The sequence below is a fragment of the Bradyrhizobium sp. ISRA430 genome (genome assembly GCF_029909975.1).
GTDB lineage: Bacteria > Pseudomonadota > Alphaproteobacteria > Rhizobiales > Xanthobacteraceae > Bradyrhizobium.
Map to the genome: position 1 here is coordinate 6,753,126 of NZ_CP094516.1, position 12,760 is coordinate 6,765,885.

Sequence of the window (12,760 nt, forward strand, 5' to 3'; positions counted from 1 at the left end):
CCGCTATTTTTCGCATCCGCTCAGCACCATCGCGGCAATTCCCTGCATCAGGAGTGCAAAGGTGAAGATCGTGGCGGAGAGGGCACTGACCCCGCCTCCGAAGGAAACTGTGTTCGGCCTGGAGGAGGCGTCCGCCCCTAGTCGCCCCGCGCATCGCCATGAGACTATGCCGGACAGACTCGTGATGGCGGCTCCGAGAAACGACGTGATCGCCGCCGCATGCAGCGAGCGGCGGCAGTCGGTGTAGGGCAGGACCTGCCCTAGCTGCATGTTCACGGCCCAGATGAGCGGCGCAAGCCAAAGTCCGGCCCAGATCAGGAGGTGTGCGAGAGGTTTTGACATGCTCATAGCCGTGCGAGCCAATAGATGCAGCCATAGATCGGAAGCCAGGTCGCGACGACAAAGTTCCAATACATCGCGCTATCCTGGACGTCGCCGAGCCGCCGCGGATTGCGGCCGTGCCGCGTGAACATCAGCGCCGCGAGAACCAAGGTGTCGACGAGCTCCGTGATGATGTGCGTGGTGTGGAGGCCGAGCAGCGTCCAGACCACCGAGCCGTAGGCGTTGGTATCCCAACTGACCCTGAGCGCCGGGAACTCGAAGACACGCACGACCAGTGGCGCGATGCCGAAGATCGACATGATGACGATACCGGTCCTGACCTTGCGCAGGTCCTGCTGCCCGGCCCAGCGCGAGATCAGGATATTCGGGATGAGGCTGGCCAGGAGGATGAGCGTCAGCAGCGTGCCAGGAAGCAGGTCCGGCGGCGGCGCGTTGATCGGCCAGGTTGCAGCCAGGCTCATCAGATAGAGATAGACGGCGATGACCAGCGCGAAGCCAGTACCTTCGATCAGCATGAACGCGAGGGTGCCCCACCAGGTGACGCTGGCTGTGCCCAGGCCATGGAGCGGCAGCTTGCCGAGATCGAGCATGATCCGCTCCCTCATGCCTCGTCCTCCGGCGTGCCTTTGGGCCAGAACCAGCCGATCAGTGCAATCGCGACGGGGATCGAGCCCCAGACCACGGCCCAGGGCGAGAAGATCGACCAGATCAGCATCACGGTTGTGGCGAGCGCGGCCCAGAGCGGCCAGATCGAATGCTGCGGCGAGGCTTCGCGCACCTGCGGCTCGGAGGTCGCGAGCGAGGTCACAAGCAGTTCGCGGCGATCGCTGCGCAGGCCATCGGCGACGGAGAGCGTGTCGCGGTTTTCCCAGACCGGGTGCAGTCCGCCGACGACCGGGATCAACGCGAAATTGTAACTCGGGGGCGGCGAGGTTGTTGCCCATTCGAGGGTTGGTGCATCCCAGGGATTGTCCGACGCGGTCACGCCACCGCGCAGGCTGCTAATCGCGTTGACGAAGAAGAGCAGGAAGCCGATCGTCAGGAAGATTGCGCTCAGGCTGACAAACAGGTTCAGGCCATGCCACGGCAGGTCAGGCTGATAGGTGTAGATCCGGCGCGGCATGCCTTGAAGGCCGAGGATGTGCATCGGGAAGAAGGTCGCGTTGAAGCCGATGAAGATCAGCCAGAACGACGATCGCCCGAGGCTTTCGCTCATCATCTTCCCAGTAATCTTGGGAAACCAGTAGTGGATCGCACCGAGCAGCGGAAACACAGCGCCGCCAATCAGCACGTAGTGGAAGTGTGCGACGACGAAATAGGTGTCGTGGACCTGTGTGTCGAACGGCACGGAAGCCACCATGACGCCCGTGAGCCCGCCGATCACGAAAGTAACGATGAAGCCGATGATGAAGAGGAGCGGTGCCTTGAACACGGGCTTGCCGTCCCATAGCGTCGCCAGCCAGCAGAACACTTGGATGCTGGCGGGAATGGCGATGGCCATGCTGGATGCAGTGAAAAAGCTGTCGCCGAGCCGCGGCAGCCCGACGACGAACATGTGATGCACCCACAGGCCGAAGGCGAGAATACCGGTCGCGATCAGAGCCATCACCAGGGGGAGGTAGCCGAAGGCTGGCCGCCTCGCGAAGGGCTCGATCATGGTCGAGACCATGCCGGCGGCAGGCAGAAAGATGATGTAGACCTCAGGATGGCCGAAGAACCAGAACAGATGCTGCCAGAGCAGCACGTCGCCCCCTTCGGCCGGATTATAGAAGTGCGTGCCGACGAGCCGGTCCAGGATCAGGCTGCTGCTCGCGACGACGATCGCCGGCATCGCCATGATGACGAGAAATGACGTCACCAGCATCGCCCATACGAATACCGGAATGCGGTCGAGCGTCATGCCCGGCGCACGCTGCTTGAAGATGGTGACGATGAGTTCGACCGCGACGGCGAGCGCAGACAGCTCTGTGAAGGTGATCATCTGCGCCCAGATATCGGCGCGTTTGCCGGCGCCATATTGCGGGCCGGACAGCGGCACATAGGCGAACCAGCCGACATCCGGGGCCATGTCGAGCGCGAAGGCGATCCAGAGCAGCATGCCGCCGGCGAGATAGATCCAGTAGGAGAAGGCGTTGAGCCGCGGAAAGGCGATGTTGCGGGTGCCAACCATCAGCGGGACAAGATAGACCGCGACGGCCTCCATCACCGGGACAGCGAACAGGAACATCATGTTCGCGCCGTGCATGGTGAAGATCTGATTGTAGCGATCAGGCCCGAGCAGGCGCGCTTCGGGTTGCGCGAGCTGGATTCGCATTAGGGCCGCCAATACGCCGCCAAGCGAAAGGAAGATGAATGCCGTGAAGATGTAGCGCCGGCCAATGATCTTGTGATCAACGGTTGCGAGCGCGCCCAAGAAGCCGGACGGTGTCCTCCAAGTCTCGGCGAGCGCGCTGGTCAAGCGCGAACGTTCGAGCTCGATGTCGCGCGCATCGGGTGCCGTCGCGGGACCGCTCATTTGAGGCTCGCCAGATAGGCGGAGACGGCGCGCAGCTCGTCCGGCGTAAGCGGCACCATAGGCATATTGTTGCCGGGCTTGATCGTCTGGGGATCAGCAGTCCAGGCGGAGAGCGAGCCGCGCGTGGTCTCGAACAGCCCGGCTGCGATGGTGCGGCGGCTGCCGACATGGGTCAGGTCGGGTCCCGTGGTGCCGCCCGCCGCGGTACCACGAATGGTGTGGCAGGCCGCGCAGGGTTTTGCCAAGAATGTCTGCAAGCCCGCGGCGATCTCCTCTGCCGCCGGTTGGATCGCGTCCCGCCGCTGCGCATTCGCCCATCTATCGAAATCGTCCTGCGTCTCTACAAATACGAGCAGCGCCATATGAGCGTGCTGCATGCCGCAAAATTCGGCGCATTGACCGCGGTAGACGCCGGCGCGTTCGGCGCGAATTGTCAGCTCGTTCGGGCGACCCGGAATAAGGTCCTGCTTGCCCGCGAGGCTCGGCACCCAGAACGAGTGGATCACGTCGAGCCCTTCGAGCTTGAGACGCACGTTGCGGCCGACGGGAATATGAATTTCGTTCGCGGTTTCGAATCGCTGCGATGGATCGGGGCCGATGTATTCTGCGTCCCACCACCATTGCAGGCCGCGCACCCGGATGGTCAGATCGTCCGGTCCTGCGACGCTGAGCGCGCGCGTCGCGAAGAAGCTCATGATAGTGAAGGTGGAGATCATGAGCACGGTGGCGATGGCAGCGCCGGTGACTGCGATCGTCATACGGCGCTCGTTTTGCGGACCGGGTGACGCCGGGCTGTTGTCGCGATTGCGCCAGAGCGCAGCGATCAATGCGATCATCACGAGCATCCAGACCACGGAGCAGACGGCAACAATCAGGATGATGAGATGTCTCAGGCTGATTGCGGAGACGCCATGCGGTTCGAGCACGGATTGCCAGCCGCCGCATCCAGCGAGCAGTGCCGCAAGCACGGCGCAGTGACAGGCTGTTCGAACGTGCCGGATCACGGCGTCGGCCCCTGATCCGGATGGAGCGGCGTCGGCCCCTGATCGAAGAGGATCTTCGCCGGCGCGCGATTCTCGGCAGGTCGCGTCTGTTTCTCGTCGTTGCGGCTGGGCGCCGCCGTCTTGCCTTCATAGGATCCGATGGTCTGGACATAGCCTGCGAGCCGCCAGATCTCCTCGGTCGTCATCTTGTCGCGAAAGGCCGGCATGCCGTGCGGCCGGCCGTCGCGGATCGAGGCGAAGATCGAAACCATCTCGGGACCGTAGTACCACCAGCCGTCGAGGAAGCCCGGCCCGCTGCCGCCCTTGCCGTCGCCATGGCAGGCCTTGCAGCCAAACCAGGAATACAGCCGCTTGCCTTGGCTGAGATTGTAGGCGTTGACCTCGTAAGGTCGGCCGAGCGCGTAATAGACATTCGGTGGCGCGCCGCTGATGCCGTTCGGCATCAGCGCAATCTTGTCCAGCGCATCCGCGACCGGCGGATCGAGCCGCAATTGCCGTTCTTCGCGCTGGCATCCCGCCAAAGCGGTCGCAAGACCAAGGAGAAGGCCGGTCATCCGCTTCATCTGGTCGTCTAGGGGGCAGGCGAGCTATAAACGTCAATCGACATGTCCGGCCGAAGTTCCTGCCGGCTAATTGACATTGTCGTCCAGCATGTTGCGGAAGGCGGTCGCGACCGCGGCCGTGCCGGTTGCGCATCAGAGCAATCTCGCCTTGCTGCTCATGGCGGATGGCATGCGCCATGATGCGCAGGCGCGGGTCACCCCGGCTGTGCCACATCTGGTCAGCCATTTTCACCGCGCCCTTGTGAAGACGGCTCATCGTCTCGATGAAGACCGCGTCGAAGTGCTCGGGCGGCGCGCTCTTGCGGCATCTCGGCCGGCGTCAGAAAGGCCGGCATGACAGCGCGCTCCTCGGCGCTGCAATCCGGCGTCTCCGTATCGAAACCAGCTCAGCCACCAAGTCTCGAAAAATCCGTTCTTGCCGGTCTGGCTTGCGACCATCAGCATGGCGAGCTTCTGCAAATGCGGTGTGCGCGCTCGGCCGCGATCCGTACAAGCTCGATGCCTTGCGCATGATGTGGGGTCATGTGCCGGATTAGGCTTGGTCCGTGTCCGCTGGGGGAGCGCCAAGGCGCTAACTATCTGCACCGGCTAGACAATCTTCTTTTCGAAGACTTCGCAGGCTCTCGTGAGCCACCTTCAATGTACCCATCCGGTAAAGACCCTGGCTAGATCTGTCGTTTCCGTTTGGTCTGGATCTGGCCGCAAAATGGTTCTGGTGTTCAGTCCGGGGTTAGTGGTTCCCTTGGGGGGTCAGTTTGGGTCAATTCGAGCCGGATAGCTGTGATCGTGTCTCCATCGGGGTCCTTTGAGGTGATCGCGCAAGCGACCCCCGCGGGTTCGGCAGCGTGTTTTCCGAATTGTTCGTCAGGCCGGGAAAGATTGACGTCTATAGGGCCATAAGGACATTGAACCCGTTGCCAAATCTCTATTTTCCAAGCAGGAGATCTATCATTTTGAAGTCGACCCGCGAGAGTCCAAGCGGACCGGGACAGCCGAACGTCAGGCGGCGTGCGGTTCTGGAAACGGCACGGAAACTTGGTCTGCTCGGTAGCGAAAACCGTCGGATAGGCGGCCGCGTTTGCCGAGATCTGGTGGCAGCTGCGAAGAAAAAATCCGGCATAACGTCCGACACCGAGCTTGTCGAGTACGCGCTGGCGGAGGTGGCGCTCGAAGACGACTTCGGCACGAGACTCATCCGTCGCAAAGGTAGAGTCCCGAACGACGTCGATCTCGAGTTTTGATCCGCTCCGTGCGCTGCGGCGGATCAAGCCGCACCGCGACCGCGATTCACCGTCGCCATGCGAGTCGTGGAGACGACGCATCTCTGCGTGCGCCGAACTGCTCTTAGATATGTGCGTCTGCATCGATGTGCTTCGAAGTCGCCCTCGGCGTAGTATCCTGCCTTGCTGGCTGGCCGTGCGATGCAGCGGGGCGCACCTGCGGCCGAGCAGGCAGGGAATAATCGACCGCTGCGGGCGCTAGCCTATTGTTCTCCTCCAGGATGCATGCAGTATCCGGCTTTGGGCAAAATCATTTTCTGGGGGGCACGATGTGGCAGGGCATCCAGCGCCGCTTTTATTCGATGATGTACTATTTCGGTCGGACGCCGCCGACGTCCGCCGAGATTGATGCGGCTTTCGAAAAAATCGAAGCAGAAGCGACAGTCTCGGCTGATGATGATCCATGGTGCGATTGCCAGGTGAAGGCAGGCTCCACCACCATTCAATGCAAGACCAGACGGACGTCGGCTTGCGAGGCGATGGGCGAGGTCAGGCGCGACGTGAACGCGATTCCGCACAAGGTGGGCTTCTGCAGAAGTGTGTCGGAGGGGTCGAGATGAGGGAGGCTGTGCGACAATGGAGCGGCTGGCTCTGGATCTCGCTTTCTGGCGTTTTGCTTTCCGGATGTGCGACGGTCGTTCCTAACTTCGATATTCCGGCCGATCAGAACGGACCGACCATCCATTCGATTTCGCGACGGGTGAGCTGCGAACTGGTGCAGTTGATCGAGCGGGGTGACGCGATGTCGGAGACCTTGCTCGGCGACGACATGGTCGTTGCCGTCCAGCTCAATCTGACGGTCAACGATACAGGAGGCCTCAGCCCATCTCTGACTTACGTCAACGCGCCCTTTGCGTTCGGTTTGGGCGGGGCGCTCAGCCAATCGCGCGAGCAAAACTTCACGCAGAAGTACTATTATTCGGTGCGGGCTCTGCGAAAGGAGGCGGCGGAGGTGAGAAAGCTGGGTGGCAATCTGGCGGAATGCTGGCCGACCGATACAAATCTCGCAGGCGAACTCGGTCTCAAACGAACCGTCGAGCTCGCCCTGACTGCGCAGCACGTGGCTTGGGACAAGAAGCTTTCCGACGACGGTGGCGTCTTCGGGGGGTACGTCAATTTCGTCGTCACGAAAAATGTAAATGGTGGTCCGATCTGGACGCTCACCAGTTTCGTCGGACCCGGAAGCACTCTTGGATCGTTCTCGGAGGTCAACACGGACAAGCTGACTTTCGCGTTTGCGCGCGGCGACAAGGCCGGCACGCTGTTCCGGGAGTCCGGTCGGGTGAAGGCGGATCGGCTCATCGAGCAGATCAATATCAATCAGCTGACGACCCAGTTGTCAGGAGTTCGTCCATTGAGATGATCGTGGTGATCGAGATCGAGCGATGAACGACATCTTTTTCACCTCGTTAGGGCCACGCCGAGGATCGCAGATTCGGCGGGTTGCGGGCGGAACGCGCCGCGGCAGAGCGACCGTGGCTGGGAGATCCAGGCGCTCGGGACCGACGCATGGACATCGATCGACCATGCGCCGAAAACCGGCGTGGCGGCGGCATGAGGAGGCTGGCAATCCTGGTCCAGATGGACGAACCGAACTTCAAATCCGATCGTCTCATTCGTCGCGGAGTGGACGGTCCCGGTCCCGCCCGCCGTCGCGGAACACCGGACCTGTATCATAGATTGCGCAGGCTGACATGTGAGATGGGTTACGATTCAAGGTTTTGCTGTGAGTGACATGGAGTTTGCGCCACGGACAACGCGGCGTCTGGCCGATCACAGATCGCCGGGATCCATGGAGCCCGGCCCGATGCCGGCGGTCGGCTCAGGCCTTGCGGAGCAGGTCTCGGCCTTGTTGCCGCTGCCGCCGCTTCGCCGGCGGTGAGGCGGGTTTGCGGCGAGATCTCGCGGCGGTCGTGCCACGATCCTGCGAACCGAGCGAGGGGCGCAGCCGCGCATCAGGGATCCGCGGCAGCTTCGGCTGGGGCCAGTTCAGCTTCTCCTTGTCGTTCTCGTCGACTTCGTGCGGCATGGGCAAGGTGCCTCCGGCCCTGACATAGGCGTCGAGCACGGCGTCGCTCCACAGCTTCATCGCCTGGGTCTTCAAGGGCATCTCTTGGCTGGTGAGGTAGAACTCCCGCGTGACGGCCGACATCTCGTCGTCCGCCTCGTTGCGGTCGCGCGGCAGAACGTGGCCGAGCAGGGCCGACACGGCGGCCCCGGACACCTTGTCGGGTTGCGCCTTCATGAAGTCCGTCGCAATGGTTCTCACGAGGTGCGGCCAGAAGCGCGGCAAGCCTTCGAGATAGTTCTTCGTGCGCTCGCCTTTGCGGGTCTTCTTCCGGCCGCCCATGGCGCGCAGATGTCCGTTGAGGCTGCTCGGAAACAGTCCAGGATCCGAGTTGTCAGGGTGTCCGCGGCGACTCTTCCTGCGCGAGGAGGCAAACAGCCAGCCGCTGATGCTGCGCAGGCCGCGCTTCCTGGTGACGATCACCTCAAAGTCGCGCTGGCAACACCGCACGATGTGAAGCAAGAACGGCGGGATCGGGAGCATGAAGCGGCGCTTGTTCTTGACGCCCTCGGCCGGCCATTCCGCCGTGCCCCATGGTTGAGCGGCCGTGGACAAAGGGTTGAGCGGATCTTGGTACTTCAAGTCGTCGCGCTTGAGCTGGCTGCAGGTAAACTTCCGGTTCAGCGTGAAGATCAGCCACCAGAGGCCGGCCCGGACCGCGGGCGAGACCTTCCGGTTTCCGCTCCGCTCGGCGCAGTACCGTTCGTGGATCACGAGCAGCTTGCCGAGCGCGTCGATCTTGAACGCTTCCCGGGCAGCGTTGAAATCGCGGTCGCGTTGCTCCATCTGCTCGATTTCAGCGGCCGACGGCTGCGGGGGCCTGATCTCCTCCCACCACGGCACGACGCCGACGAGTCCGCTCTCGATGGTTCGTTCGGAACGGGCCCAGGTCAGCGTGGCCCGAACCCAGGCGAGCGTCTTGCAGCAGGCGCCGTGCCCTCGCTCGCGGTGGACGGCATCGAGCAGCTCGATCAGGTCGACGTCGGTCAGATTGGAGAGCCTCTTGGCCCGCCAGGCGGCGAACTGGGGCTTGTCGAAGCAGCCCGCGATGTCCTTCAGGGTGGCTGGCGCCGGCGGCCTGACGCGCTTGCCTTTCTTGCGCTTGACCTGGCGCGAGGCCTGGAATTCGCGGTCAAGGTCGGCCCAGCTCCACCCCTTTGTGTGCGGACGTCTGCCCGATCGCATCGCATAGTAGCGCGCGCCGGCGCTGTCTCGGGCCTTCGTCACAGTGAGATAACTGTCGTCGCCGGGCTCGCGTTTGGCGTTGCCGATCCGCTTCATCTGGCCGTTGACGCGGACGAACCAGCCGACGCGGGACCCGCGCTGGCGCAGGACCAGGTAGCGCAACTGTGTGTCGCAGTAGTCGTAGAACTCATTCGAGTCCTTGGCGCGCGCCGCACGGGCCAGCGCCTCGGCCACGATCTCGGCGGTGATCAGAACCCGCGTCGACTTCTCAGGCGATTTGCGTGAGCGTGACATGGCCCACCTCCGTGGCCCCGTAGCATTATCGTAGCATGGAGGGGCGGCGAGGGGACGGAAAATCGCCCCTGCAAGTGCCTGACCGGGTGGGGGTTTCCCGGGCATTTCGGCCCGGGTCGGCGCAAAAGTCCCGCGCCAAGGACTCAAACCGTTAGAGCACGGGAATCATAATCCTGGGGTCGGGGGTTCGAGTCCCTCCCCCGCTACCACCTTTCCCCACACTCCTTTGACTTGGTTGGGATAGGCCATTTCCCCGAGCAGGGCATTTAGCCGGCCTGCTATCTCCACGGCTACACCACCTGGGCGCGCTGGATCGCGGAACACAGTGACCGTCTCGACCAGGTCTCTGATGGCTTCGGCGGCCTCTCCGTCGCCTGCACTGGCACCTTTTGCTAGCGCTTCTTCAAGCCGACCGAGTTGCTCCTCGTATCGTTTGAGGATGGCCGGATGCAGCGCGACTTCCTTCGGGGCGAGCGGTTCACTCTGCAACTCCTCGGATATCCGCTTTCGTTCGGCATCCAGTGCGGTTGATCGCGGTCCGAGAACAGACGGATCGCCATGTCCTTTTGCAATCGCATCCACCAGTCGTTCGATTTCCCGGTTTAATTGCCCTAGCTGCTGCTCAAGGCGCTGCCGTTTTGCATTTGATGTAGCTGCGAGGCGCTTCCGCTCCTCTAGATATGTGCGCACGTACTCCGAAAGAACCTTCGGCGCGCGCAATTCGGTCTTTAGCCCGCTGAGGACTGCACTCTCGACCGTGTCTAAATAGAACGTCTTGGCGTCAGGACACATGCCACTTTCGGTGGCCGCCGAGCAGCGAATCCGAACGCGCCCCGATTTGTCCCGTCCATTCGTTGCCATACCCGAGCCGCATGAACCGCAACAAGCCAGATAGCATCCGACGGGCCCGACGTTGATGGCTGGGGTGGCCGTGGCTGCGCTCCCCTTTGCGTTGCTGGGCAGCTGTGAACAACTCTGGACTGACAATTGCAAGATGCGGCACTTCAGCAATCTGCCAGTCACTCCTCGGATTCGGTCGTGACAGGCGCTTTCCCGAGTCGGGATCTTTCACCATCCTGACCTTGTTCCAGACGAGGCGCCCTACATAAAGCTCGTTCTGCAGAATTCCGGCGCCACGCTCAACGTTGCCATTGATAGTTGAAGCATTCCATGCGCGCCCTCGCGGAGGTGATACCCTTTCCTTGTTGAGATCGTGTGCGATCTCGCGAGGCGTTCGACCGTCCACGTATTCCTGAAAGATGCGCCGGATCACTTGTGCCTCGGCCTCGAGGACGACCCGTTCGCCGCTTTTTCCGGCAACCGCGGCGTATCCGTATGTCAGGCCACCTCCAGCCAAACCTTGCTTGACCCGCCCTGCTTGGCCACGACGTACCTTGTGAGCGTTGTCTTCACGATAGAGTTGTCCGACCAAGCCGCGAAGGCCGACCAGCACGGTGTTGACAACACCTTCGTGAACCGCCCGGATCTCGATTCCGAGAAAAGACAGCCGCTTATGGATGCCTGCGAGATCTTCCATGTCGCGAGAAAGACGATCGAGCGCTTCGACGATTATTACGTCAAAGGATCTCTCCCGCGCTTGGTCCAAATCCGAAGAAGGCCTTCGCGTCCCATGACTGAGCCACCCGAACGGGCCCGATCCTCATAGGTGCTGATAACGGTTAAGCCTTCCCGTTCGGCATAGCTTTGACAAAGCGAAAGCTGATCTTCAATCGAACGTTCATTCTGAAGATCGGATGAGAATCGAGCATAGATCGTCGCTCTCTTCCTTGTCGTCTCTTCGATTGGCGAGCTCTCTTTCATGATCTTCCCTCGCGGCCACACGAGCAAGTACGCGCGCGAGGCGTAAGATCGCCTTGTCTGGATTCGTCTGCAAGGACAATTTGCGATGTGTGTCCCGCACGATTGAACCTCTAGGCCATTGCGCAGCTCAACGAGGTGCACGCACCAGCGCTGGCGGCAATCGATAAGAGGTGGGGGGAAGTGATCATTTCTAGCATCATGCTCGGATGGTGCCTAAGCGCAACTGTCGCTACGAACTCGTCGTGCAATCGGGTGCCCCGGCGAACAAAAGAGAGGAGCCAACGGCTTCGCTCCCGCCGAAGTGATGCTGTTGGGCGGCACACCCTTTGCATCTGGCGATTACCTGGATCGAAACCGCCGGGCCCGTCACGAGGAGGACTCCAAGTTATCGATTTCGCTGCCAGTTCGTCCTGAATGGAATCCGTAGTTAGCCCGTATGATCGAGGCGGTGTTGGAGGACTCAAGTGTCCCTGGACAGGTGGTCGATCCAGGCGAGCGGGACATGGTCTCGGCGGTTCTGGCGACGACCAGACTGACCAAAGCATGCTTTTTGCCTGTGTGACCGCTATGGCTCCGACCTATGCGCCTGGAGATTGCGTAAAGCCGGCGGAACCGGAGGAGAGCAGGCAGCCTGGCCGCGGAGATCTTGCTCGCTTCGTTGCAAATCAGTCTTTAGACATGGATCCGTCCGAGCGGCGACCCCGTGGTTTCGGTCGGTTCTTCCTGTAGGCGCTGGGCGTCTCCAGCCTCGCCGAGCCGTCGCGCCCGAAGCTTTCGCCTAACCTGGCAGTTCCGCCAGTACGTGATGGAGTCAAGCTCGGATCCGGAACGATACCATGCGGTCCGGTTACAGCTTCCAAACGGCATCTTGCTCTATGGACCGGACCCACGCGGTCGACACGCTCGTCGCCGTCCTCCGGAGACCACTTCAGGTTTGACCTGAGCGAATTCGGAGGCCCCCTTCGCCATCAGACGACTGTTTCGATGAGACTGGCGTCGGACCAAGCGAAGCGCAGCGCGTCGTCGCTGCTGATCTTGGAGCAGATCGATGCCTTTCGCCGGTGCGCGGACCCTTGGCTCACGACCGAAAGGTGGAGGAACTGACGGAGATCCACCGGATGGACAGTACAATCCTCTTGCCCTCGTAGCTGCTGAAGGGATCGCAGGCCACATATGAGTAGCGTCCGAGTAATGAGTGTTTTGCTGCGCTGTCGAGAGCTTGATGTGCGAGACGTCGCATCGCCGTGACCGGCTCGACCAGCGCAATTCGCGGACGTGCATCAGGCTTACGAGCCGACATCCCCAACGCCGCGAACCGAAGCTCTCGCATTGGTCGTACCCGCTCGATCGATTCTTTGCAAAGATCGTGCGCCCTTATGGGCGAGCTCAGCATCATTCTCGAATTCATCGCAAACAACGGGTCGATGTCATTACCAAGCTGATCGGCCTTGCGGTTGCGCGCGATCTCGAGCCGGCGTGCATGTGGACGCGTAAGAACGGAGAGTCTTGTTCTTGGCTGTGAATAGGACGATGCGGCGAACCATGGCTGGCTATGGCTCGTGTGAGATGAAGGCTGATCGCAGGGCTATCATGGCGAATGCGTAGCCAAACCGTGCGCAGCATATTCAGCTGGAAGAAGTGCTCAAGGCAACTTTTCCGGCAGACCTATCGAGCTGGTAGCAAAGGCC

12 protein-coding genes and 1 pseudogene are annotated in these 12,760 nt (G+C 61.6%); 3 read left to right on the forward strand and 10 right to left on the reverse strand.

The annotated features are described in order from the left end of the window. Window positions 1-3: 3 nt before the first annotated feature. The 6 genes and pseudogenes from MTX21_RS32165 to MTX21_RS32190 form a co-directional block, all read right to left on the reverse strand. Window positions 4-342 carry a hypothetical protein gene (locus MTX21_RS32165; RefSeq protein WP_280971193.1) on the reverse strand — a complete coding sequence of 113 codons (339 nt, stop codon included), beginning with the start codon at window positions 340-342 and terminating at the stop codon, window positions 4-6. 2 nt (window positions 343-344) lie between these two features. After that, window positions 345-947: a cytochrome c oxidase subunit 3 gene (locus MTX21_RS32170; protein WP_280968601.1), complete on the reverse strand. Its 603-nt coding sequence runs from the start codon at window positions 945-947 to the stop codon at window positions 345-347. Next, on the reverse strand, window positions 944-2,857 hold the full coding sequence (gene ctaD, locus MTX21_RS32175) for a cytochrome c oxidase subunit I (RefSeq protein WP_280968602.1): 1,914 nt from the start codon (window positions 2,855-2,857) through the stop codon (window positions 944-946). Before ctaD ends, MTX21_RS32170 begins: the two co-directional genes overlap by 4 nt. Beyond that, window positions 2,854-3,861 (reverse strand): cytochrome c oxidase subunit II, encoded by a 1,008-nt coding sequence (gene coxB, locus MTX21_RS32180; RefSeq protein WP_280968603.1) that lies wholly within the window; start codon window positions 3,859-3,861, stop codon window positions 2,854-2,856. The genes ctaD and coxB overlap by 4 nt, the downstream gene beginning before the upstream one ends. Next, window positions 3,858-4,415 (reverse strand): cytochrome c, encoded by a 558-nt coding sequence (locus MTX21_RS32185; protein ID WP_280968604.1) that lies wholly within the window; start codon window positions 4,413-4,415, stop codon window positions 3,858-3,860. The genes coxB and MTX21_RS32185 overlap by 4 nt, the downstream gene beginning before the upstream one ends. A gap of 193 nt (window positions 4,416-4,608) precedes the next feature. Further along, a pseudogene (locus tag MTX21_RS32190) lies at window positions 4,609-4,680 on the reverse strand (hypothetical protein); the annotation flags it as partial. Between the two features lie 697 nt (window positions 4,681-5,377). On the opposite strand from MTX21_RS32190, the gene MTX21_RS32195 reads away from it, so the two are divergent. The 3 genes from MTX21_RS32195 to MTX21_RS32205 all read left to right on the forward strand — a co-directional run bounded on the left by MTX21_RS32195 (window position 5,378) and on the right by MTX21_RS32205 (window position 7,067). Then, window positions 5,378-5,665, forward strand: coding sequence for a hypothetical protein (locus tag MTX21_RS32195; RefSeq protein WP_280968605.1), 288 nt, complete (start codon window positions 5,378-5,380; stop codon window positions 5,663-5,665). 308 nt (window positions 5,666-5,973) lie between these two features. Next, on the forward strand, window positions 5,974-6,264 hold the full coding sequence (locus MTX21_RS32200; protein ID WP_280968606.1) for a hypothetical protein: 291 nt from the start codon (window positions 5,974-5,976) through the stop codon (window positions 6,262-6,264). Further along, complete coding sequence (locus tag MTX21_RS32205) at window positions 6,261-7,067, forward strand: hypothetical protein (protein WP_280968607.1); 807 nt, start codon at window positions 6,261-6,263, stop codon at window positions 7,065-7,067. Before MTX21_RS32200 ends, MTX21_RS32205 begins: the two co-directional genes overlap by 4 nt. A gap of 459 nt (window positions 7,068-7,526) precedes the next feature. Here the strand turns inward: MTX21_RS32205 and MTX21_RS32210 are convergent, their stop codons facing one another. The 4 genes from MTX21_RS32210 to MTX21_RS40140 all read right to left on the reverse strand — a co-directional run bounded on the left by MTX21_RS32210 (window position 7,527) and on the right by MTX21_RS40140 (window position 11,072). After that, complete coding sequence (locus MTX21_RS32210; protein WP_280968608.1) at window positions 7,527-9,251, reverse strand: hypothetical protein; 1,725 nt, start codon at window positions 9,249-9,251, stop codon at window positions 7,527-7,529. A 165-nt stretch (window positions 9,252-9,416) separates the two neighbouring features. Continuing rightward, window positions 9,417-10,112 carry a hypothetical protein gene (locus MTX21_RS40130; RefSeq protein ID WP_348637454.1) on the reverse strand — a complete coding sequence of 232 codons (696 nt, stop codon included), beginning with the start codon at window positions 10,110-10,112 and terminating at the stop codon, window positions 9,417-9,419. Continuing rightward, window positions 10,033-10,857, reverse strand: a complete 825-nt coding sequence (locus MTX21_RS40135) for a recombinase family protein (RefSeq protein WP_348637455.1) — start codon at window positions 10,855-10,857, stop codon at window positions 10,033-10,035. Before MTX21_RS40135 ends, MTX21_RS40130 begins: the two co-directional genes overlap by 80 nt. Continuing rightward, window positions 10,824-11,072: a recombinase family protein gene (locus MTX21_RS40140; protein ID WP_348637456.1), complete on the reverse strand. Its 249-nt coding sequence runs from the start codon at window positions 11,070-11,072 to the stop codon at window positions 10,824-10,826. Before MTX21_RS40140 ends, MTX21_RS40135 begins: the two co-directional genes overlap by 34 nt. Between the last annotated feature and the right edge of the window lie 1,688 nt (window positions 11,073-12,760).

Excerpts from the sequence above, each read along its gene's own strand:
- MTX21_RS32185 (WP_280968604.1), bottom strand. The coding sequence starts at position 4,415 with ATGACCGGCCTTCTCCTTGGTCTTGCGACCGCTTTGGCGGGATGCCAG.
- MTX21_RS32170 (WP_280968601.1), bottom strand. The coding sequence starts at position 947 with ATGAGGGAGCGGATCATGCTCGATCTCGGCAAGCTGCCGCTCCATGGC.
- MTX21_RS32200 (WP_280968606.1), top strand. The coding sequence starts at position 5,974 with ATGTGGCAGGGCATCCAGCGCCGCTTTTATTCGATGATGTACTATTTC.
- MTX21_RS40130 (WP_348637454.1), bottom strand. The coding sequence starts at position 10,112 with ATGGCAACGAATGGACGGGACAAATCGGGGCGCGTTCGGATTCGCTGC.
- MTX21_RS32205 (WP_280968607.1), top strand. The coding sequence starts at position 6,261 with ATGAGGGAGGCTGTGCGACAATGGAGCGGCTGGCTCTGGATCTCGCTT.
- ctaD (WP_280968602.1), bottom strand. The coding sequence starts at position 2,857 with ATGAGCGGTCCCGCGACGGCACCCGATGCGCGCGACATCGAGCTCGAA.
- MTX21_RS32165 (WP_280971193.1), bottom strand. The coding sequence starts at position 342 with ATGTCAAAACCTCTCGCACACCTCCTGATCTGGGCCGGACTTTGGCTT.
- MTX21_RS32210 (WP_280968608.1), bottom strand. The coding sequence starts at position 9,251 with ATGTCACGCTCACGCAAATCGCCTGAGAAGTCGACGCGGGTTCTGATC.
- MTX21_RS40140 (WP_348637456.1), bottom strand. The coding sequence starts at position 11,072 with ATGAAAGAGAGCTCGCCAATCGAAGAGACGACAAGGAAGAGAGCGACG.